The sequence below is a fragment of the Flavobacterium beibuense F44-8 genome, assembly GCF_000769915.1.
Lineage (GTDB): Bacteria > Bacteroidota > Bacteroidia > Flavobacteriales > Flavobacteriaceae > Flavobacterium > Flavobacterium beibuense.
Genome location: NZ_JRLV01000007.1, coordinates 130,337 through 153,194 on the forward strand (window position 1 = coordinate 130,337; position 22,858 = coordinate 153,194).

General features: G+C 39.1%; 23 protein-coding genes. 16 read left to right on the forward strand and 7 right to left on the reverse strand.

The features are described from left to right. Positions 1-4 precede the first annotated feature (4 nt). The 5 genes from Q763_RS07870 to Q763_RS07890 all read left to right on the forward strand — a co-directional run bounded on the left by Q763_RS07870 (position 5) and on the right by Q763_RS07890 (position 7,874). Positions 5-1,486 (forward strand): RagB/SusD family nutrient uptake outer membrane protein, encoded by a 1,482-nt coding sequence (locus Q763_RS07870; protein WP_035132946.1) that lies wholly within the window; start codon positions 5-7, stop codon positions 1,484-1,486. A 12-nt stretch (positions 1,487-1,498) separates the two neighbouring features. Next, positions 1,499-3,049 (forward strand): hypothetical protein, encoded by a 1,551-nt coding sequence (locus Q763_RS17455; RefSeq protein WP_052123311.1) that lies wholly within the window; start codon positions 1,499-1,501, stop codon positions 3,047-3,049. A gap of 10 nt (positions 3,050-3,059) precedes the next feature. Next, positions 3,060-4,712: a family 16 glycosylhydrolase gene (locus tag Q763_RS07880; protein WP_035132948.1), complete on the forward strand. Its 1,653-nt coding sequence runs from the start codon at positions 3,060-3,062 to the stop codon at positions 4,710-4,712. A gap of 90 nt (positions 4,713-4,802) precedes the next feature. After that, entirely contained in the window at positions 4,803-7,094 is a 2,292-nt protein-coding gene (gene bglX, locus Q763_RS07885) for a beta-glucosidase BglX (protein ID WP_035132950.1), read from the forward strand. 6 nt (positions 7,095-7,100) lie between these two features. Continuing rightward, entirely contained in the window at positions 7,101-7,874 is a 774-nt protein-coding gene (locus tag Q763_RS07890) for a glycoside hydrolase family 16 protein (RefSeq protein ID WP_035132952.1), read from the forward strand. Positions 7,875-7,936: 62 nt separating this feature from the next. Here the strand turns inward: Q763_RS07890 and Q763_RS07895 are convergent, their stop codons facing one another. The 3 genes from Q763_RS07895 to Q763_RS07905 are packed head-to-tail and all read right to left on the reverse strand — an operon-like array spanning position 7,937 to position 9,367. Beyond that, a complete protein-coding gene (locus tag Q763_RS07895) occupies positions 7,937-8,386 on the reverse strand; it encodes a DUF3592 domain-containing protein (protein WP_035132954.1) in 450 nt (149 codons plus the stop codon). Then, positions 8,386-8,799 carry a DUF6691 family protein gene (locus Q763_RS07900; protein ID WP_035132957.1) on the reverse strand — a complete coding sequence of 138 codons (414 nt, stop codon included), beginning with the start codon at positions 8,797-8,799 and terminating at the stop codon, positions 8,386-8,388. The genes Q763_RS07895 and Q763_RS07900 overlap by 1 nt, the downstream gene beginning before the upstream one ends. Before the next feature lie 7 nt (positions 8,800-8,806). Further along, a complete protein-coding gene (locus Q763_RS07905; RefSeq protein WP_035132959.1) occupies positions 8,807-9,367 on the reverse strand; it encodes a YeeE/YedE family protein in 561 nt (186 codons plus the stop codon). A 121-nt stretch (positions 9,368-9,488) separates the two neighbouring features. On the opposite strand from Q763_RS07905, the gene Q763_RS07910 reads away from it, so the two are divergent. The 11 genes from Q763_RS07910 (at position 9,489) to creD (ending at position 16,372) form a co-directional block, all read left to right on the forward strand. Then, positions 9,489-9,944, forward strand: a complete 456-nt coding sequence (locus Q763_RS07910; protein ID WP_035132961.1) for a hypothetical protein — start codon at positions 9,489-9,491, stop codon at positions 9,942-9,944. Between the two features lie 67 nt (positions 9,945-10,011). Further along, the gene (gene kdsA, locus Q763_RS07915; protein WP_035132963.1) at positions 10,012-10,830 is read left to right on the forward strand and encodes a 3-deoxy-8-phosphooctulonate synthase; all 819 of its coding nucleotides are present in this window, start codon (positions 10,012-10,014) and stop codon (positions 10,828-10,830) included. A gap of 26 nt (positions 10,831-10,856) precedes the next feature. Then, complete coding sequence (locus Q763_RS07920; protein WP_035132965.1) at positions 10,857-11,717, forward strand: hypothetical protein; 861 nt, start codon at positions 10,857-10,859, stop codon at positions 11,715-11,717. 136 nt (positions 11,718-11,853) lie between these two features. Next, positions 11,854-12,447 (forward strand): hypothetical protein, encoded by a 594-nt coding sequence (locus Q763_RS07925; RefSeq protein WP_035132967.1) that lies wholly within the window; start codon positions 11,854-11,856, stop codon positions 12,445-12,447. Between the two features lie 2 nt (positions 12,448-12,449). Then, complete coding sequence (locus Q763_RS07930; protein WP_035132969.1) at positions 12,450-12,746, forward strand: winged helix-turn-helix domain-containing protein; 297 nt, start codon at positions 12,450-12,452, stop codon at positions 12,744-12,746. A 56-nt stretch (positions 12,747-12,802) separates the two neighbouring features. Further along, a complete protein-coding gene (locus Q763_RS07935; protein ID WP_198133448.1) occupies positions 12,803-13,459 on the forward strand; it encodes a DUF1361 domain-containing protein in 657 nt (218 codons plus the stop codon). Between the two features lie 48 nt (positions 13,460-13,507). Next, entirely contained in the window at positions 13,508-13,930 is a 423-nt protein-coding gene (locus Q763_RS07940) for a hypothetical protein (protein WP_052123315.1), read from the forward strand. 3 nt (positions 13,931-13,933) lie between these two features. Beyond that, a complete protein-coding gene (locus Q763_RS07945; protein WP_035132971.1) occupies positions 13,934-14,254 on the forward strand; it encodes a hypothetical protein in 321 nt (106 codons plus the stop codon). Positions 14,255-14,257: 3 nt separating this feature from the next. After that, positions 14,258-14,638 carry a hypothetical protein gene (locus Q763_RS07950; protein ID WP_035132973.1) on the forward strand — a complete coding sequence of 127 codons (381 nt, stop codon included), beginning with the start codon at positions 14,258-14,260 and terminating at the stop codon, positions 14,636-14,638. Between the two features lie 4 nt (positions 14,639-14,642). Next, positions 14,643-14,951, forward strand: coding sequence for a hypothetical protein (locus Q763_RS17815; RefSeq protein ID WP_157499384.1), 309 nt, complete (start codon positions 14,643-14,645; stop codon positions 14,949-14,951). Between the two features lie 17 nt (positions 14,952-14,968). Beyond that, positions 14,969-16,372 (forward strand): cell envelope integrity protein CreD, encoded by a 1,404-nt coding sequence (creD, locus tag Q763_RS07955; protein WP_035133072.1) that lies wholly within the window; start codon positions 14,969-14,971, stop codon positions 16,370-16,372. A 34-nt stretch (positions 16,373-16,406) separates the two neighbouring features. Here the strand turns inward: creD and Q763_RS07960 are convergent, their stop codons facing one another. The 4 genes from Q763_RS07960 to bglX (Q763_RS07975) all read right to left on the reverse strand — a co-directional run bounded on the left by Q763_RS07960 (position 16,407) and on the right by bglX (Q763_RS07975) (position 22,842). Beyond that, positions 16,407-16,787 (reverse strand): hypothetical protein, encoded by a 381-nt coding sequence (locus Q763_RS07960; protein ID WP_035132975.1) that lies wholly within the window; start codon positions 16,785-16,787, stop codon positions 16,407-16,409. Positions 16,788-16,891: 104 nt separating this feature from the next. Then, entirely contained in the window at positions 16,892-18,334 is a 1,443-nt protein-coding gene (locus Q763_RS07965; RefSeq protein WP_035132977.1) for an MFS transporter, read from the reverse strand. Between the two features lie 24 nt (positions 18,335-18,358). Next, complete coding sequence (locus tag Q763_RS07970; protein WP_035132979.1) at positions 18,359-20,119, reverse strand: family 43 glycosylhydrolase; 1,761 nt, start codon at positions 20,117-20,119, stop codon at positions 18,359-18,361. A gap of 482 nt (positions 20,120-20,601) precedes the next feature. Next, entirely contained in the window at positions 20,602-22,842 is a 2,241-nt protein-coding gene (gene bglX / locus Q763_RS07975; protein WP_035132981.1) for a beta-glucosidase BglX, read from the reverse strand. Positions 22,843-22,858: the final 16 nt, after the last annotated feature.

Genomic DNA, 22,858 nt, shown 5'->3' on the forward strand with positions numbered 1-22,858 from the left:
AAAAATGAAAAGAAAAATAATTACAGCCATTTTGGCTTTCAGTATAGTTGCAACGGTAAACATATCGTGTAGCGACGACTTTGTGGAAAGAGATCCTGTTTACAGTATATCATCAGACAATTACTTCAACTCTGAAGAAGATTATAACTATGCGCTTATCGCGGCTTATGATATACTTCAGTCAACCTATGTAAACGTAATATTAGGCGAAATAGCTTCAGATAATACCTTATCGGGTGGTGAAAGTGCTAACGACGTAATTGGATGGCAACAGGTTGATGAAATGACCCATACTCCTGTTAACTCAAACCTTAGGGATGTATGGAACTGGATGTTTGCCGGAGTAAACAGATCGGCTTACATACTTGAATTTAAGGACAAGACTGATTTTGAAGGAAGAGCACAAATTGTAGCCGAAGCCCGTTTTTTACATGCTTACTATAACTTTGAACTTCTAAAATGGTTTGGAGGTATTCCTTTAAAAGGTGATGAACGTTTTGCACTTGGTGATGAAACTTCTATCCCAAGGGCTTCAAAAGATGATGTATATGCTTCTATTATAAGCGACCTTGAAATGGCTATTGCAGATTTAGCTGTTACAGCTCCTCAGGTAGGCCGTGTTACAAAAGGTGCTGCACAGGCACTACTTGGTAAAGTATACCTTTACAAAGGAGACTATGCGTTAGCTGCTTCAATGCTTGACAATGTTATTAACAGCGGGCAATATGCTCTTACTCAGGGAGACGATTACCTAAACCTTTTTGAGGAATCAGGTGAAAACGGAACAGAATCTGTATTTGAAGTACAGTATACTGATGTTGAAGGTGCCGGTTTTGGTTGTCTTCAGTGTAGTGAAGGTAACGTTGCAGTAGGTTTTAGCGGACCAAGAAACTATAGCGGACCTATGTTTACCTCTGGTTTTAGTTTTAACGTACCTACAGAAGAAGCTGCCTCTATTTATGAAGACGGTGATATGAGAAAAGAAGTTACCATTCTTGATATGGCTGCATGGGGTGCTGAAACAGGTGCTACTTACGGTCCTGGTTATAAGGATACCGGTTACTTTAACCGTAAATATATCCCAAGGGTAAGAAGCGAGGAAGCTGCGGGTGACTTAAACCTTACCAACCCTAATAACTATAGAGCTATACGTTATTCTGATGTACTGCTTATGGCTGCCGAGGCTTACAGCCGCACCGGGAATGCTTCTCAGGCATTAGAGTATGTTAACGAGGTTAGAAGAAGAGCTTTTGGCGATGAGAACCACGACCTTTCGGGGGCTGGTGATGCTTTAACAAGCGCTATCCTTTTAGAGAGAAGAAGAGAGCTTTTAGGTGAAGGGCATCGTTTCTTCGATCTTGTAAGAACAGGTCAGGCTGCTTCAAACATACCTGGCTTTACGGCTAATAAAAACGAATTGTTCCCTATACCAATCGAAGAGATTCAGTTCTCCGGCGGACTTTGGGAGCAAAACCCTAACTACTAATACGCTACAGATATGAAAAGTTTAAAATATATATTTACACTAGTATTTGTTACGGCTTTGTTTACAGCCTGTAACGACGACGAGTTTGACTCGGGGTTTCTGGACAATGCTCCTGCCCCTGCAAGCCTTTCTGCACTGTTTACCATTTCTCAGGACAATACAGGTTTGGTAACCATTCAGCCTAATGGTGAAGGCGTGGGTAACTACAGTGTTTATTTTGGAGACGGTACTCCTGATCCTGCAACTGTAATACCAGGACAAAAAGCACAGCACAATTATGCCGAAGGTGTTTATGATGTTACCATTGTAGGTAACGGTATTACCGGAAAACAAACAGAAATTACAGAACAGTTAACGGTTACTTTTGTAGCTCCCGAAAACCTTGCAGTAAACATCGCAACTGTAAACGGAGATCCGTTTAGTATTAATGTTAGCGCTACTGCCGATTATGAAACTTTCTATGAAGTTACTTTTGGTGAAGATGAAAATGCTGCTCCTGTTCAGTTTAACGAGGGTGACGAGGTTCCATACACTTACTCTGCCATTGGTACGTATGATGTAACAGTAACTGCTTTTAGCGGTGGTGTAGCTACTACAACAGTAACACAACAGGTTACTATCACTAACCCGCTTTTATTACCTATAGAGTTTGAAAACAATACTTTAAACTATGCATTTGGTGATTTTGGTAATGCTACAACATCTGTAGTAGAAAACCCAGATCCTTCTGGTATCAACACCAGTTCTATGGTAGGTCAGCAGGTTAAAAATGCAGGTGCCGAAGTTTGGGCAGGTACTTCCCTACCGCTTGACGCTCCTATTGATTTCACTTCGCTAAACCAAATTAAAGTTAAAGTATGGTCGCCAATTGCAGGTGCTACAGTTAAATTCAAATTAGAAAATCTTGGTAATGCCGATATTAACTATGAGGTAGATCAGGTTACTACAGTTTCTAACGAATGGGAAGAACTTACTTACGACTTCTCTGAAATAAGCCTTGACAACGAGTACGGACGCATTGTACTGTTCTTTAACTTTGGTGTTAACGGTGGTGGAGAAACCTACTATTTTGACGACATCAGACAAGCCGCTCCGGAACAGTCGGTATCACTTCCGTTAAACTTTGAGTACGATATTGAGTACACATTTAATGGCTTTGGTAATGCTTTTGGATCTAAAGTAGCAAACCCAGATGCATCAGGCATCAACACAAGTGGTTTTGTAGGACAGGTAGTGAAAAACAACGGGGCAGAAACATGGGCAGGTATAGCTATGCCACTTGTAGCGCCTATTGACTTCTCTACTCAGCAAAAAATAAAAATGAAAGTTTGGTCACCTCAGGCAGGTATTACCGTACTTCTTAAATTAGAAAATAACGGGGCAACTATTACTACCGAGCTTCCTGCAACTACTACGGTAGCTAACCAGTGGGAAGAGCTTGAGTATGATTTTACCGGAATCGATAATTCTGCCAACTTTCAAAACGTAGTAGTGTTCTTTGATTTTGATCAACCGGGTACAGGTGCAACCTACTATTTTGACGATATAGAACTTACAAACTAAAAAAGAGCTTATGAAAACATATATAACTAAAATAGGAATCCTGTTTGCCTTTGTAGCTGTACTATGGGGGTGTCAGGATGACGATTCAACCTTTGGGGACATCACTGCCCCTACTAACCTTACGATTAACTATGATATCGTAGGTCAGGACGCCGAAAATCCTGACGGAGACGGTAGCGGCTTAGTAAACTTTACTGCTACTGCAGATAATGCTATTAGCTATAAATATTTATTTAGTGACGGTTCTTCTGCTGTTTCTGCATCAGGAGTATACGCAAAACGTTTCACTCAAAACGGTGTTAATACATATACTGTTACGGTACTGGCAAACGGTACAGGTGGTGTAACGACAAGTACAAGTATTGAGGTTACTGTATTCAGTAACTTCTCTGACGACGAAGCTGTACAATTTCTAACAGCAGGTACTTCTAAAGTATGGTACTGGTATGCAGCAGCACCGGGTCACCTTGGGGTAGGTCCTAACGACACATCAGAAAATACAGGTGTACCTAGCTACTATGCAGCAGCTCCGTTTGAAAAAGCGGGAGCTCCTTCAAGCAGCTGTTTATACGATAACGTACTTACTTTCTCATTAGATAATGGTATTATTAAGTATACACTGGATAATGGCGGAAATACTTTCTTTAACTCTTCATTTAACAGTGTAGGTGGTAGTACCGCTACAGACGACCAGTGCTTGGCTTACGATACATCTGGTGAGAAAGTAGTGAGCTTAGGCCCATCTAGCTCTCTTGTACCGGAAGATCAGAAAAGAGGTACTGTAATGGACTTTAGCGATAACGGATTCATGGGATACTACATTGGTACTTCTACTTATGAAATCCTTTCTATTACAGAAAACGAAATGCACGTAAGAGCCGTAATGGGTGGTAACGATGCACTTGCATGGTATCATATATTTACTACTACTCCTGTAGATGAGCAGGGGAACTCGGGTGGTGAAGAACCTGATTACGATACACTTGTATGGTCTGACGAATTTGATGTAGACGGTGCTCCAAACCCTGATAACTGGACTATGGAAATAGGTAATGGCGATAGCGGTTGGGGTAACAACGAAGCGCAGTACTACCTTGCAGATAATGCTGTAGTAGAAGGTGGTATGCTTAAAATCACTGCTAAAGCAGAGAGTTCAAACGGATTTGATTATACATCGGCCAGAATGAAAACCGAAGGACATTTTGACTTCACTTATGGTAAAGTAGAAATCAGGGCTAAACTACCTACAGGCGCAGGTACATGGCCTGCACTATGGATGCTGGGTTCTGACTATGCTACAAACACATGGCCGGGTTGTGGCGAAATAGATATTATGGAACATGTGGGTAATGACCAAAATACCATTCACGGTACCCTTCACTACCCTGGTAACTCTGGTGGTAATGGAAATACAGGTTCTACTACGGTAGCCGGAGTATCGGATGAGTTCCATATTTACAGTGTTATTTGGAGTCCTACAAAAATCAGATTTTTTGTAGACGATGTAGAGTTCCATAGCTATGATAACGTGAGTTCATCACCGTTTAACAGCGACTTCTTCCTTATATTTAATGTTGCCATGGGTGGTAACTTTGGTGGAGAAATAGATCCTGGATTTACCCAGTCGACTATGGAAGTTGATTATGTAAAAGTATATCAGTAGTGTTTTCTCATAAATAATTTACTTCAAAATTAGTAATTACTAAAGGCTGGCTGGGTCAGCCTTTAGGATTACTATTATCCAAAATTTATAATGAAATTAAACGTACCAAAATATGTTTTGGCAGCCACTCTTATAGCCATAGGCTGCAGTACTGCAAAACAGGATATGGTTTCCGTTAAGGAAAAACAACTTCCCATAGACCGTAAAGTAGACTCTGTGCTTAACCTTATGACACTCGAGGAAAAAATAGGACAGATGAACCAATACAACGGTTTTTGGAATGTTACCGGCCCTGCCCCAAAAGATGGTGATGCTGCTGTTAAGTATGAGCATATCAAAAAAGGATGGGTAGGCTCTATGCTCAATGTAAGAGGTGTTAAAGATGTAAGAGCACTACAAAAAATTGCTGTTGAAGAAAGCAGGCTTGGTATACCCGTAATCTTTGGCTACGATGTTATCCACGGATATAAAACAATAAGCCCTATACCACTTGCCGAAGCTGCAAGCTGGGATATGGAAGCCATAGAAAATTCTGCTGCCATTGCTGCTGCCGAATCGGCTGCATCGGGTTTAAACTGGACGTTTGCTCCAATGGTAGATGTAACTCGCGATGCCCGATGGGGACGTGTTATGGAAGGATCGGGCGAAGATACTTACCTGGGCAGCGCTATTGCTGTAGCCAGAGTAAAAGGTTTTCAGGGCGATTTAGGAGAATTTAATGTAGCGGCCTGCGTTAAGCATTTTGCCGGATATGGTTTTGCCGAAGCCGGTAAAGACTATAATACCGTAGACGTAAATAGAAATACTTTACACAACATAATACTCCCCCCTTTTAAGGCAGCTGCCGATGCTGGGGCGCTAACATTTATGAACTCTTTTAATGATATAGACGGTATTCCTGCAACAGGAAACACTTATCTGCAAAGAGAGGTTCTCAAAAAAGACTGGAACTTTCAGGGCTTTGTAGTTTCTGACTGGGGTTCGATGGGTGAAATGGTAAATCACGGCTATGCTAAAGATCTGAAACAGGCGGCAGAATTTGCTGCAAATGCAGGGTCTGACATGGATATGGAGTCGCACGGTTATGTGATGTACCTTGCCCAACTGGTTAAGGAAGGAAAAGTATCTGAAGACAAGATAAACGATGCGGCCCGCCGTATACTTAGGGTTAAATTTCAGCTGGGACTGTTTGACAACCCTTACAAATACTGCGACGAAGCCCGTGAAAAGGCTACCGTAGGCAAAAAGGAATTTCACGATGGTGTGCTGAATATGGCAAAAAAATCTATCGTGTTACTTAAAAACGAAAACAACCTGCTTCCGTTAAAGAAACAGGGACAAAAAATAGCGGTTATCGGGGCATTGGCAAACGATAAAACGAGTCCGCTTGGAAGCTGGAGAATTGGTGCAGATGACGGTACAGCAGTATCGGTAATGGAAGGGCTTTCACAATACAAAGGCAATGAACTGGTATATGCAAAGGGTGCCGATGTTGCATTGGGCGCTCCTGCATTTACCATAGAGACCAAAATAAACATGACCGACAAAAGCGGTTTTGAAGAAGCGGTAAACGCTGCTAAAAATGCCGATGTGGTGGTTATGGTACTGGGTGAACACGGTTTACAAACAGGTGAAGGCCGCAGCCGTGTAAATTTAGGTTTACCGGGTGTACAGCAGGAACTGCTTGAAACGGTTTACAAAGCCAATCCAAATATTGTTTTGGTATTAACTAACGGAAGACCTCTTGAAATTGTGTGGGCCGATGGTAACATTCCTGCTATTGTAGAAGCGTGGCACTTAGGTACCGAAAGCGGTAATGCTATCGCACAGGTACTGTATGGCGACTATAACCCAAGTGGTAAACTACCTATGAGCTTCCCTAGAGCTGTAGGACAAATGCCTCTATATTACAACCATAAAAGCACCGGCAGGCCTAATTATAATGGCGGAGACAGTGTTTTCTGGTCACATTATACCGATGAGAGTAACGAAGCTCTTTATCCGTTTGGGTATGGGTTAAGCTATTCATCATTTGAGTACAGTAACCTTAAACTAAGTAACAATACACTTAACCAAAACGGAAAAATCACTGTTAGTGTAGATGTGAAAAACACGAGCAGTGTAAACGGTAAGGAAGTTGTACAGCTATATTTAAGAGATTTATTCGGTTCGGTTACAAGGCCTGTAAGAGAGCTTAAAGGTTTTGAACTGGTTACTATAAATGCAGGACAAATCAAAACAGTAAGTTTTGAGATTGACGAAAAAACAATAGAGTTCTATACCGCCAATAACAAGTGGGAAGCCGAACCTGGAGACTTTAAGGTTTTTGTGGGCGGAGATTCAAAAGCATCACTTGAGGCAGAATTCACCTATTCTAAATAAACCAGTATGAAAAAAACAGCTATAGTATTCCTTTTTTCGGCTCTTGCCCTATCGTGTGGCAAAAAAGAGAAAGAGCGTGAACTACTTTGGGAAGAGAATTTTGACGGATCGGAACTTAATGAGTCGGTTTGGAATTTCGAACTTGGTGACGGATGCCCTAACATTTGCGGATGGGGTAATAACGAGCGCCAGGTGTATACCAAAGACAATCACAAACTGGAAAACGGTAACTTAATAATTACCGCAAAAAAAATAAACGATTCTACCTATACCTCAACTCGTTTAACCACAAAGGGTAACAAAGAGTTTAAGTACGGATATATTGAAGCAAAAGCAAAAATTCCTACCGGACAGGGAATTTGGCCCGCTTTTTGGATGTTAGGTTCTAACATTGACCAGGTAGGCTGGCCTATGGCAGGAGAGATAGATATACTGGAATATGTGGGTAAAGAACCACATATGGCTTTTACCTCTCTCCACACACAGGACAGTCATGGTAATACCATAAATACAAAGAAAACTGAGATTAAAAATATAGAAGAGGGTTTTCATACCTATGCTATAAACTGGACAGAAAACTTTATTGAGTTTTTTATAGATGGCAATTCGGTTTACAAATTTGAACCGAAAGACAAAACAACAGAAGTTTGGCCATACAACCAGCCGTTTTACTTTTTAGTGAATGTAGCTATAGGCGGAAACTTTGGCGGTCCCGAAGTGGATGACAGCATATTCCCTCAGGAATTTATAATAGACTATATTAGGGTTTACTCTAATTAATAATTAGTTTATGTTTGAGTTAGTTAGTTAAAAAAAGGGCGCTTATAGCGTCCTTTTTTTATTTATTTCCAATTGTAGTAAACCATGTATGCACCTAACGCACTAAAAAATAGTATTCCTAAATTGTAATAGTCAAACTTATTATCAATAACTGATTTATGAGGTTTTTCAGGGTTATAATACACCTTTATTTTTTCTCCCTCAATAAATCTGCCATTAGGCACTATCGATTTTAAGTTGCTTCCAAATATTAGGTTCTTGGTATGCCTGTCGTTATTCTGATAATATTTACCATCTACTGAATATTCATAAATGATATAATTTCTCCATACCCCATTATTATTACCCCTTCTCTTATCCCATTTTACAATATTTCTCAATATCATGCCTTCGGTAGTTTTCCATTTTTTTATGGTAACTTCATAAAAATAGAATATTGCTCCCAGAACGATAAAAGGAAATATTATAAATGCCAGTCCGCCATAAAATACTGGTTCCTGTTCAAAAAACATTAATGCGGTAATTTATTTCTTAATAGTCCGTACAGGTAAGTCCCTACTAAAGCGCCAAGCAGCACTACCCCTATTCCGTAAAAACCTGCACCTATAAGTATAAATATTGGGCCTGGGCAGGTACCTATAAGTCCCCATCCTAAACCAAACAGTATACCCCCTGTCATGTAGTTAGTAAACCCTTTATCCTTATTAGGAATTACAATAGGCTGTCCGGTAATGTCTTTTACATTATTGCGTTTAAAAAGCTGTATGCCCACTACCCCAACCACAACGGCTGTCATTATTATGCCAAACATGTGGAACGACTGAAAGTGGAACATTTCGTATATACGGTACCATGAAACGGCTTCTGACTTGGTAAGTACGATACCAAATACTAATCCAACCAGTAAATATTTTAGGAATTTCATGTTTCTGTTAGTTTAAAATTAATGGTAACAGCAGCCACGACATTATAAGGCCACCAATAAAAAATCCGATAACCGCAATAAGCGAAGGCAACTGCAGGTTACTTAACCCCGATATAGCATGCCCTGATGTACATCCGCCGGCATAACGCGTACCAAAGCCTACCAGTATACCACCAAGAAGCAGTATTAAAAGTATTTTAGGCGATTGTAACGCTTCAGGACTAACAAGCGCATCGGGTAATAGCTTACCGTTAGGCTCATCTATATTCATTTGCCTAAGCTCTACTAATGTTTGCGGGTTAAGGTTTACGCCACTGCCATCACTCAGGTAATGTGTAGCTATAAATCCGCCCAGCATGGCACCTAGTACCACTGTAAGGTTCCAGCGTTGTGTTTTCCAGTCAAACTTAAAGAAATCGGCTGTTTTACCTGCTCCAAGTGCAGTACACATAGTACGCAGGTTAGATGACATCCCGAAGTTTTTACCAAAATAAATAAGAGCCAGCATTACTGCTCCAATCAAAAAGCCGGAAACATACCACGGCCATGTACCATAAAAACTATACATAATGGTGTTTTTTCAAATTTCTACAAAAATAGCAATTTAGAGTTTTTAACCTGCATATACTGTATAGCTTCTTAAAACATAAAATTTCCCTTACCTTTGAGGTACATTTCAACTACTTTTTATGAAAAAAATATTCCTTACCATTGTATTGGCTGCTTTTACTGCATCGTGCATAAGTACGCGCAATACCATAAAAAATATTGACAACACTGCCAGGATGCCTAACCTCTCTAAAGAGCGCACCTTTATTATTACCGAAACGGCACAAAACAACAAATACGGTTACGACCAAGACTGGCCTGTTAACCTTGGCTTCCTGCCGGTACAAACCGCCGAGATTAACGTAAAACGCTATTTTGACGCACTTACCGGACCAGAGGGACAAAAAATAACTTATACAAAACAGGAAGCCTGCTGCCCGTTCCCGTCTGAAAGAAACAGTATGGGTGCCGGACTACTGGATGTATATGAAGTAACCTGGGACGGACTGGCAACTCCTGTAAAAATATACATTAACCTTTATGAAAAAGGTAAGATAATGGCTCCTGCCGGATTTGGCATAAAGGAATTAAAATAACCGTAAAAGCCTTAGTGTACTACTAAGGCTTTTATTTTTTATCTTTGCACCACAAATTTCAGTATCTATGAACTTACAGAATATACCTCAGATAAAACATACCGACAGCGGCAACTTTTTTGTACTTGCCGGGCCTTGTGCCATTGAAGGTGAAGATATGGCACTTCGAATTGCCGAAAAACTGGTTGGGATTACCGACAGGCTACAGATTCCTTATGTATTTAAAGGATCGTTCAAAAAAGCTAACCGTTCCCGCATAGACAGCTTTACAGGCATTGGCGATGAAAAAGCCCTTAAAATACTTCAAAAGGTATCGCAAACTTTTGGCGTACCTACCGTTACTGATATTCATGAGAATGAAGATGCGGCAAAAGCTGCCGAGTATGTGGATGTACTGCAAATACCTGCCTTTTTGGTAAGACAAACCGACCTTGTGGTTGCTGCTGCCGAAACCGGCAAAACAGTAAACCTTAAAAAGGGTCAGTTTATGAGCCCGGAAAGCATGAAACATGCCGTACAAAAGGTATTGGATTGTAATAACGAAAATGTAATGGTTACAGACAGGGGAACTATGTTTGGCTACCAGGACATGATTGTTGATTACAGGGGCATTCCTACCATGAAAGAGTTTGCCACTACTGTGCTGGATGTTACTCACTCCCTACAGCAGCCTAACCAGTCTACCGGTGTTACCGGAGGTAGGCCTGACATGATTGAAACCATCGCAAAAGCCGGTATAGCGGTTGGTGTAGATGGTATTTTTATTGAAACTCACTTTGATCCTGCTAATGCAAAAAGTGATGGTGCTAATATGCTGCACCTTGATTACTTTGAAGGTTTAATGGAAAGGCTTGTAGCGATCAGAAAAACGATCAACAACTTTTAATACCTTATTTTTTTAATTATTTTATCGTGAAACAACCATTATTACTGGTTGTACTATCTTTTTGTGTTTTTTCACAGTACACCTTTTCCCAGGAACTAGTAACAGCCCCTGAAAAATACACAGCTCACAACAAAGGAAAGTTTTTTATACTTTGGGGAGGAAACAGAGAATCTTTCTCAAGATCAGACATTAATTTTTCCGGACCGGGGTATAACTTTACCCTACAGGACGTAGAAGCGCATGACAAACCTAAAGGATGGCATGTAGACTATGTTAACCCTACTAAAATGACCATACCGCAAACAAACCTGCGCATAGGTTATTTTATTAGCGACCATTACAGTATTTCACTTGGTATAGACCATATGAAGTATGTAATGACCCAAGACCAGGTAGCTAACATTAACGGCTATGTGGACATGGACGAAAGTCAGCCCGGTGCTGCTTTTAACGGCATGTATAACAATGTGCCAATTACGCTTACGGAAGATTTCCTGACATTTGAACATACAGACGGACTAAATTACATAAACGTAGAGTTTGCCCGTGTAGACGATGTTTCAAAATATTTAGGCATTACCAATACTGATACGTTTCAGGTAAACATTACCGAAGGTTTAGGCGGAGGCTTTTTATACCCTAAAACCAATGCGAAAGTACTTGGTATGGACAGGCACGACGATTTCCATATCTCAGGTTATGGTGTAGCGGCTAAAGCAGGTATTAACCTAACCTTTTTTAAACACTTCTTTATACAGGGAGAGCTTAAAAGCGGTTATGTAGACATGCATGATATACGTACCACCCATTCGGGTGCCGACAGGGCTTCACAACATTTTACATTCTTCCAGAGAATAGTAGCTATAGGCGGTATCTTCAGGATATAAAACCTATACCATTTATAATACAGGCGCTCCTCAAAGGAGCGCTTTTTATATCCCCTTACCTAACCCTTCCGATTTTTTTATCTTTTTTTGGAAATTTCAGAAAATTCATTAACTTTGTATTTCAAAGTACTTTACTATGGAAAACTACATAAAGGACATTCAGGATATAAAAAAGATGATGGACAGGTCGTCACAGTTCCTATCCCTTAGCGGAATATCGGGAATTATGGCAGGAGTTTATGCACTGGCCGGAGCTTATTTAGCACACCATGTTGCCGAAGAAAAATATACTCTTGAAAGTTTAACCTTTAAGTACATGCTGTTAATTGCTGCTTCAGTACTAATACTATCTGTTTCAACAGCACTATTGTTTACTTTGAAAAAAGCCCGTAAGAGCGGGGATATGATTTGGAGCTCTACGTCAAAACGACTGTTAGCTAATTTTATGATTCCGCTTTGCACAGGAGGTATTTTTGCACTATTATTAATTAAGAATCATTACTATGGCCTTATAGCTCCTATAACACTGATTTTTTACGGACTATCGTGTGTAAATGCCAGTAAGTATACATTAAGGGATGTACGCTATTTAGGTTTAACAATGATTATTATAGGCTTATTTGCCACGTGGTTTATGGGTTACGGACTGGAATTTTGGGCACTGGGGTTTGGAGGATGCCATATAGTATATGGAACCGTAATGCATTTTAAATATGACCGAAAACAGTAAGTTTGAAGAATATATTACAACATATAAATAAGGCCTTTGACCACAGGATACGTCTCGGCATCATGTCGGTACTTGTGGTAAATGAGTATGCCGATTTTACAACGCTTAAAGAGTTACTGGGTGTTACAGACGGTAACCTTGCCAGCCATGCAAAAGCACTTGAAAGTGAAAACTATATAACTATTGAAAAACAGTTTATAGGCAAAAAGCCTAATACCCGCTATATAGCGACTAAAGAAGGTCGTAAGGCCTTTAAAGATCATATTGATGCCCTGGAAAAATTAATCCAGAAAAAGTAAACCATATTTTTTTATCCATTTACTTTGAAAAACAAAGTACTTTTAAAATGAGAAAAATGAAAACATTAAAGTCTGTAATTAATGATCAGTTCAGGAATAACGCCCTCCTGATAATCATGGCTTGCTTTGCCGTTTGTTTATTGATAACCAGAGTAGCCATTGCACGATCTGAATTTTATTTCTTTTTAGCCTGGAATATCTTTTTAGCTTATGTGCCATTAGGGATAACAGGATACATGATAGACAGGCCACACTTTATAGAGAAGAGACACTATTTTTACCCCCTTTTCTTTACCTGGCTCATGTTCCTGCCTAATGCGCCTTATATAATTACAGATTTTATCCATCTAAAAAGAGAAACAAGTATACCGGTTTGGTTTGATGTACTGTTACTGATAAGTTTTTCCCTTAGCGGATTGCTGTTTGGTATCAAGTCAATGAAACAAATGTTCCTAATGCTTGCCGTAAGATTCAATTATTTTATGACATGGGGGCTCATGCTCGTAATAAGCTTTTTGACTGGCTTTGGTATCTATTTGGGGCGTTTTTTACGCTATAACAGTTGGGATATATTACATAAACCTTTAGAACTGGTACAATGCATATTTGAAAGTTTAACGGTTTGTCCGGAATGCAAAACATCATGGGGAATGACAGTAGGCTTTGGCGTATTTATGTTTCTGGCCTTTATTATGTACCCCGAACCGGAATAAAAAAATTTATAAATCTACTTTGAATTTCAAAGTAAAAAAATACACACTATGAAAACATTAGCATTAATAACAGGCTTTACAGAAAAGCCGAAACACGATATAACACTGGAAGATTTAATAAGCTACCCGAAAGGCAGTTTAGGTAATACACTTGGCAGATTTCTGTTTGACAACAGCAATGAAACCTACCCTGTACCAGAAAAACAGGATATACTAAGGATACTCATAAATAAAGATGTAAATAACAGGGAAGAGATTGCCATGCATTACTACCTGTTAGGAAACGGAGATGTAAGTATTGTTACTGTATTCTCTGCCATTACAGGCTTATTGTTGCGTCCGCTGGCACTACCCTATTTCATAAGGAGATACAAAGAGGGCAAACAGGCACTAAGGTTTTACGACCTTGATTATTTCAGGATGCTGCATTTGCCGTTACAAAGGATAAAAGACACATTTTTAATACAGTAAATAATGATAACCACACCTTCAGCCAAAACCATAATAATTGTAATACTGCCAATGGTTATCCTTACCGCAACCCTTAGTATTGGTACTACCCTACTGTTCTACTCGCTGCATTTGGATAAAGAGAGTTTTAACGAACATTATCGCAGCGGGTTCCTGTGGGGAGTTGCCATACTAAACACAGTGGTTGTATTGTTGCTCTTAATCCTTTCGTCCTTTTACAGGCCAACAGTAAACCTATGGCGAAATGTATTAACACTGGCAAATATACCGCCGGCTATTGTTTACCTGCTTTATTTCTCAACAACATTTCCTTATAAGCCGTAAGTTATGAAAACAGCAAGTACAAACCAAGTACCTAAAACAGTACAACTTATATGTGACATCTGTAAAAAAGCAGCGATGATAACCTTTACAATAGCAACATTGTTATTTATAACAACTGCAATATCAATACATGATGAAAAAATATCATTAATACAAAACAGTAAACCATTTTATGAAAATGACACATCATTAATCTTAGTTGTAGTGAGCTTTATATTCATAGCAATTGCAACATTAATAAATGTCCTTATTCTTTTTATAGCGCTAATAATAGCAATAAGCAGTAAAGGCTATAGTAAAAAGGTATTCCGTTCAATGGCATATATGCTTATAAATATTCCAATTGCAGTCGCATATGAAATACTGATAACAGAACTATTATAATAATATGACTTGTAGTAAAAATATACCCGATGATAGTGAGCAACTTTTAAGGCTAACCAAAATAATATATCTAATAACATTGGTTACCGGAGTAATAGCCTTTACAATTTGTATGACAGGCAATTATTTTACAGGTGTTATAACATTATTTATATACATGCTAAGTGCCGCCTTTTTCAATATGGTAATGATAGTAAACAACCTAATAAACATAAGCTATTACACAAAAAACAGAACAAAACTGATACTAAGAAGCCTTATGCTGTTATTAAACATGCCAACAGCTCTATTAATAATATTCATAAACAATTAACCCTAACAAAATCAATTATGGAACAAAATGTAAATAGAACACAAAACAACGAAAAACCTCAGGGCTTTTTCCAGTCCAACACCGCAAAAATAATCATGGTGGGACTATTGGTTTTTATCCTCTTAATTCCGCTTCAGTTTGTAAAGAGTTTAATATTTGAGCGTGCACAACGTCAAAAAGAAGTGATACAGGAAATTAATGAAAAATGGGGAGGTGATGTGTACTTTTACGGACCTATAATTAAGGTTCCTTACACTGTATACGAAAAAACAAAAATAGTAGACGAGAAGACTCGAAAAGTAACCTATGAAATCACTCCGTATACAGAGTATGCTTATTTCTTTCCGGATGAGCTAAAGGCTAATATTGACGTAAATGTTGATACTGAAAGTAAAAAAAGAGGTATATACAAATCGGCGGTATATACTTCAGATCTGGACTTTAAAGGTACTTATTCCCTACCTGATTTCTCATCTAAAAAAGAAACTGAAAAAATTGAAGAGGCAGATATCCACTGGGATCAAACGCGTCTAACAATAAAAACTACAAACATTAAAGGCATACAGGGCAGTGCAAACATTACTATAGGTGGTAAAAAGCTTTCATTTGAACCTATTGCTCAAAACACAAAAAGGGAGCGCGAATCTGTAATGGAAACCGCTCCTGTAAACATCAAGGAGCTGCTAGCTAACAATAGCGCTCCTTTTTCTTTAAATATAAAATATCAGGGTAGCGAGAGCCTTAGCATTGTCCCAATAGGTAAACAAACCGAAGCTACCATGACCTCAAACTGGCATTCGCCAAGTTTTAAAGGAAACTTCCTTCCTAAAACTACAGGGACTCAGGGACAAAGCTTCCCTGCTCACTGGAGTATCTCTTACTTAAACCGTCCTTTTGCACAACAGTATTTTAATGGATTGCCCGATCTTAGTGACTATACTTTTGAAACAGGCTTTATAACACCTGTAGATGAGTACCAGCAGTCTGAAAGGACTGCAAAATACGGTTTCCTTGTAATAGGACTTACCTTCCTGGTTTTCTTCCTTATTCAAACCATAAGTAAAATAAGTATTCATATTTTCCAGTATGGCATGATTGGACTTGCACTTATTATGTTCTATACACTCCTTATTTCCATAACAGAACACAGTAGCTTTATGTTGGGTTATTTTGTTGCCGGTGCAGCTGTTGTGGTCATGATAGGGTTGTATTCTGTTTCCATATTAAAAGGAATTAAGTTCCCGCTGTTTATCGCCATTTCACTCAGCGCACTGTATTCGTTTATATATGTAATCATACAACTGGAAGACTATGCATTGCTTGTAGGCAGCATTGGCCTGTTTGTAATACTTGGGGCAGTAATGTTTGTGTCAAGGAAAATTGACTGGAACAACAGTTCGTCATCAACCGCCAAAGCCTAACAAAAAAGCCCCCGCAAATGCGGGGGCTTTTTATTTATATCATTAAGGTAACTGCCTTAAAGTAATTTTGTCCTTCCATTTCCCAAAGCGTACCGCTTACGGTAATAATATCATCTTTTTTAACCTCCCTGTACATATCAGGTTCCTTAAGGTTTGGTATGCTTATAATAATTGAATATTCCACGCCGTCATCATCTACCGCCTTTGCAGTAACACCATCCTTACCATGCTCTACAGAAAGCACCGTAGCTTTTATAGTTACCTGTTTTTCTTCAGCATTTTCGGGAACTTCAGGCACAACTATTTCTTTCGTTTCAGCCTCCTGATTAGTTGTTTCCTCTCCGGATTTATTATCGTTACAGGCTATTAAATTTACAGCAACTGTAAGGGCAGCTATAACTACAATTCTTTTCATAATGTTTTATTTTTTAGTTGACCAAAGATAATCAACCTCATATCAATAACAAAAAAAGTCCTGCCATGTGGCAGGACTTTTTTAAAGCCTAAGCTTTATATATTTTAGTGGGCTCCGCCACTTATTTTAGTATTTAAATCAATACCCTGACTTTTAAGAATACCCTGTACTCTCCAGGCATAAAACACAAGGTAAGCGAAACAGATTACACCTACAATGTAACTCGTATGTATAGAAGTTGCATCAGCAACAAGACCCTGAATCCAGCTTACAATACCACCACCCATAATCATCATGATTAGGTAGTTACTACCCTGGTTGGTTTGTTTACCAAGTCCGTTGATTGCAAGGGCAAAAATACATGGCCATAGTGTACTACAAAATAGACCGATACTTGTAAATGCATAAACACTTACCATACCTGTTGTAGACATACCTATTATACTGGCAACAATACCCAGTGCAGAGAATAATAAAAGCATTTTTGCAGGATTACCTTTACTGGCAATATCAGCACCAATAAGTACAAGTATAATTACTGCATATACATAGAATGGTTGTAAGTCATGCTCTGCAATGGCATTTACACCTAAAAATACACCAAAGGCTAAATAAGGAGCTACAAACTTAAGCACTTTCAACATTTTTTTATTTTGTGTAAACACTTCTACAGCGCCTGTCCAACGCCCTATCATAAGGCTGGCCCAGTATAACGATACATATGGTGCTACATCTTTTGTACTAAAGCCCATTCCTTTTTCAAGGTAAGCAGGAAGGTTACTTGCGGTTGCAACCTCAACACCTACATAAAGGAAAATAGCTACCATACCTAAAACCAGCTGTGGATACTTTAAAGCCGATTTACCTGCAGAAGATATTTCTTCTACAATATCTTCTTCTGTAGCAGGGTGATTAGGCAGTGATGAAACTTTTAAAAGTATAGCTGCCAATAAGAATATACCTCCTAATATAAGGTAAGGAGCTTTAACGCTCTCTACACTAACTTCTGTTGAAGGAGATGAAACCGAACCGAAAATTGCAAAACTTACAATAAGCGGACCAATGGTTGTACCAAAGTTATTGATACCACCGGCAAGCGTAAGCCTTTGTGAACCTGTTGAAGGAGAACCTAAAGCAATAGCAAGCGGATTAGCAACAGTTTGCTGAAGTGAAAACCCAAGTCCTACTATAAACAGACCAGACAGCATTAATGGAAATGACCCTGTATTAGCAGCCGGATAAAATAATAATGTTCCTAAAGCCGATATTACCAAGCCTACTGCAAGGGAATTTTTATAGCCTAATTTATTAACGATATCCTGCTTCATTAAAAAAGAAATCCCTATATAAATTAAGGAACCTATGGTGTATGCCACATAAAATGCAACAGCTACCAGCTGGCTTTGGCTTTGGGAAAGCTCAAAGGCTTCCTTGAATACAGGAATTAAGATGTCGTTACTTGCGGCAACAAATCCCCAAAAGAAAAATACTGACACTAAGGGAATAAACTGACCCCAATTTGTGGTCTGTGAATTAGTTGAACTCATAAATGTACTTATTATTAATAGTTGTTATTCTGATTTTTTGATCTCGGTACGCGGACCAATACCGTTATTATTAAATGCTTCTATTTGAAAATAATATGCGTCTGTTCTGTCAAGGCCTGAAAAATAGTATTCGTTTTTACCGTATACCATAATAGAGCCATACATTTTATCGGGTGATTTACCAAAGTATATCACATAACCGTCGGCATTAGGTTCCTGCTGCCATTTAAACCATACGTTCCTTCTCTCCCCTTTCTTTCTTGGTGTCGATCGTAACGGAGCGAAGTTTTTTACCTCACCCGGTTTCACTCCCTGCCCTTTACCGAATATTCGTAGTCCGCTAATGGCAAACTTGCCCGTTGGCATTTGTATGTTTTCCAGTTTTATGTAACGTGCTGTTGCTGCTTTTTCAAGCTGAATGTAATCGTGTGGTACATCTTTAGTATTATTACTTTTATCTACCAGTACTTTCCACTTCTTACCGTCGTTAGAACTGTAAATAATGTATTTATGTCCTGTAGTAGTTTCAGGTTTACCCATAATATCCACATCCTGATCGGCATAATTAATCTGTATAGCGTTAATGGTACTTTTTTCGCCAAGGTCGGTAATGATGTACTCACCCTTATCGGCGCTTTTTGCACTCCAGTACGATTTAATATCTTCATCAACCGCATAGTTAGGCTGAAAACCTCCCAATGTAGACGATACCTGTACCGGCTTGTTGTAGTTAAGTAACATCCATCCGGTAAATGAGTTCAGTGCGGTATGATCTTTATGCTGTGAAGGCAAATAGGTTGGATAATCGCCATAAGCTGTATTAGAATACATAACACCATCGGTATCAAAACCGGCAGGCCAAATACCTAAACGCCTTTCAAAGTTGTTTTTTGTAGAGATTACTATGGTAGAAACATGCCAGTAATCGTTGTTATGGTCCTGATAGGTAGCACCATGCCCTGCTCCTCTTGCAAAACCTCCCGGTTTGTATGAGAATGGGTTGAACGACTGATATTCAAAAGGTCCAAGTGGCTTGTCGCTCACAAATACACCATCGGCATATCCGCTAAATTCGGTGCCAGGGGCACCATATTGCAGGTAGTATTTTCCGTTATGTTTGGTCATAAAAGCACCTTCCATAAACGGCTGCATGAAAGTATTGTCGTTGTATTCGCCAAAACGCTCCCATCCGTGTTCGTCGTCATTAAGGGCTATAAGCGGAATTCGTTCTCCTTCCGGCTGGAATGTTTTTCTGTTAAGCTTTACGCCATATATAGGGTACAGGTTGCTTGAGCCATAGTACAGGTATAACTCATCGGTATCTTGATCCCAAAATATTTGCGGATCCCATGCACCGGCTTCAAATTTATGAACCAGTTCTTTCCAGTCATCTATTTTTGGGTTGGTACTCATCCATATAGGGAATTCGTTACCGTGTGTAGAACCAACAACTAAAAGCGTATCATTTACATAAGATACCGATGGTGCACAAAGCTCATCATACACTTTATGTTCGGGTCTTAAAAACTTACGCGGAATAAACTTCCAGTCAACCATGTTATCACTATGCCAGTAACCCCATTGGTTAGTAGAGAATAGGTAGTATTCATCCTCAAAAAATGTAATAACGGGATCGGCAGTTGCACGATGCTTGCCCTGAGTTACAAAATTAGGTATAGGGCAATAGCCGTAATCTACATTTATGGGATTACAGTATGTTGTTTGCTGGGCATAGCCCGCAGATATTATTAATAGCGCGATAACTAATGTTACAAATTTCTTCATGTTGATTAATTAACCGGAATTAAATTACGGCTGTACTCTTCTACCCGGTATTGAAGGACAACCGGAGGTACTTAGTTTATAACTAAACGGTAATCGCTTCTGGAGCTAGTGTAACAGCCATACGGCCGGTTAAATTTTCCCGCAGTGAACCCTATGGGATAACGTGAATTTTTGTTCGTTAAAAATTTCATAAATATACATATAACACGTTTCACGACAGTAAATGAATATGCTAAAAATTGTGCTAATTTTTGACCAGTATATCAATATTACTTGGCATTATACTGCGTAAATTGCATTTTTAATAAATTCAAAGGTTTTCGGAGGTCGCAAACCTGTATAGACTATCAAAAAGTTATGGCAGTAAATACCTTTAGTTCAATTTTAGCTTTAATTGAAAGAAAACATACTTTAAAAAAGCATTTATAATCAAAAGGCTGCCACAGGGGCAGCCTCTTGGTTAAGCAAAAACAAAGTCTAAATTACCTAACTAACACAAATTTATCTTTGGTTTCTGTTGTTGAGCTTCCGCCAACGAATACTTCAAAATCGCCCGGTTCTGCAACAAAATCCATATCTATATTGTAAAAACGAAGATCGTTTGATGATATCTCAAACTCTACTGTTTTCTTTTCTCCTTTTTTAAGAGCTACTTTCTTAAAGCCTTTAAGTTCTTTTACAGGACGTGTAACCGTACCTACATTATCCTTAATATAAAGCTGTACAACCTCTTCTCCATCATAATTACCTGTATTACTAACTTCTACCGATATTTTTAGCGTATCGTTAAAATTAATTTGGTTTGCAGACAGTTTAAGGTTAGAATAATCAAATGTAGTATAGCTTAATCCGTAACCAAACGGGTAAAGCGGACTGTTATCTACATCTGTATATCTTGATTTATACTTCTGCTCAGGATCAGTAGGACCTAAATAAGGTCTACCTGTATTTTTGTGGTTGTAATAAATTGGCACCTGACCTACGTTTCTTGGGAAAGTCATAGGCAGTTTACCACTTGGGTTATTTATACCATAAAGAGTTTGTGCAATAGCAGCACCACCTCTTGTACCAGGGTACCATGCTTCAAGTATGGCATCCATGTTTTCGTTTTCCCACTCAAGGGTTAACGGTCTGCCGTTTAGTAATACTAAAACGATAGGTTTGTTTAGTTTTTTCAGTTCGGCAAGAAACTCTTTCTGGATACCAGGGAGGTCAATGCTTGAACGCGATGCAGCCTCACCTGTCATATTTTCAAACTCACCCATAACAGCTACAATAACATCGGCGTTACGCGCACTTTCAATAGCTTTAGCCATCATGCTTCTGTCATTCTTAAGTATCTCAACACCTTTGTCAAAAGTTACATTTTTATTGTTTGCCACTTCCATAACACCTTCTTCCACACTAGTTGCATAACCGTAACGGTCGCCCGTTGCAGCCCACGAACCAATAATGTTCCACTCGTCACTTACAAGCGGACCAACAAAAGCTACCTTTTGGTTTTTGTTTAAAGGAAGTACACTGTTCTCGTTTTTAAGCAGTACCATCGACTCATTTGCTACATGTAGAGCAGCATCAAGGTATTCTTTTTTATAGATAGTCTGTTTCTCTCTTTTATCGTCGTTGTAACGGTAAGGATCTTCAAACAGACCTAAATCGTATTTTGCATTAAGTATCCTGCGGCAGGCATCGTTAATTTGTGCTTCGGTAACATTACCTTCCTGTAATGATTTTTTAAGGAATTTTAAGTACACCGCACCTACCATATCCATATCAACACCTGCTTTTAAAGCCAGCTCTCCTGCATGGATAGAATCTTTAGCCACACCGTGAGGTATAAGCTCATTGATAGCCGTATAGTCGGTCACAACAAAACCGTCAAAGCCCCACTCTCCTTTAAGAACATCTCTTAAAAGGAATTTGTTTGCTGTAGCAGGCACACCTGCAATCTCGTTGAACGATGTCATAAATGTAGCTACACCGGCATCTACAGTAGCCTGGAACGGTGGCAGGTACGTTTCCCTAAGCACACGCTCACTCATATCTACCGTATTGTAATCACGACCAGCCTCGGCAGCACCATAGGCAGCAAAGTGTTTTGTACAGGCTAATATGGTATTTAAATCATTTAGGTTTGTTCCCTGAAATCCTTTTACACGGGCTATAGCAAGCTGAACACCTAGGTAAGTATCCTCACCCGAACCTTCAGATACCCTACCCCATCGTGGGTCGCGTGTAATATCAACCATTGGAGCAAACGTCCAGTGAACCCCTGAGGCAGCTGTTTCCTCGGCAGCTACACGGGCAGAAAGTGCAACTGCATCGGTATCCCAGGTAGCAGCTTCCCCTAATGAGATAGGGAATATTGTTTTATAACCGTGGATAACATCGTACCCAAACAGCAACGGAATTTTAAGCCTTGAGTTATCAAGGTTCATTTTTTGAAGTTCTCGTGTGTACTTAACACCGGTAGCGTTAAGTATAGAACCTACATTTCCTTTTTTAATTTCGTCAATATAATTAACTCCCGCTTTTGGACCTGTAACAGTACCATCGGCAGTAAACTGAACCAACTGACTTATTTTCTCGTCAATGGTCATTTTACCCATCAGTTCGGTAACGAACTCTTCACGGGTTTGTGTTTTTTTGGCATTTTTTCCCTTTTGCGCATAGGCCGTAAGTGAAAAAGCTAATAGTAATAGAGCGGTTTTAGTGTATTTCATTTTAAAGTAAAATTGC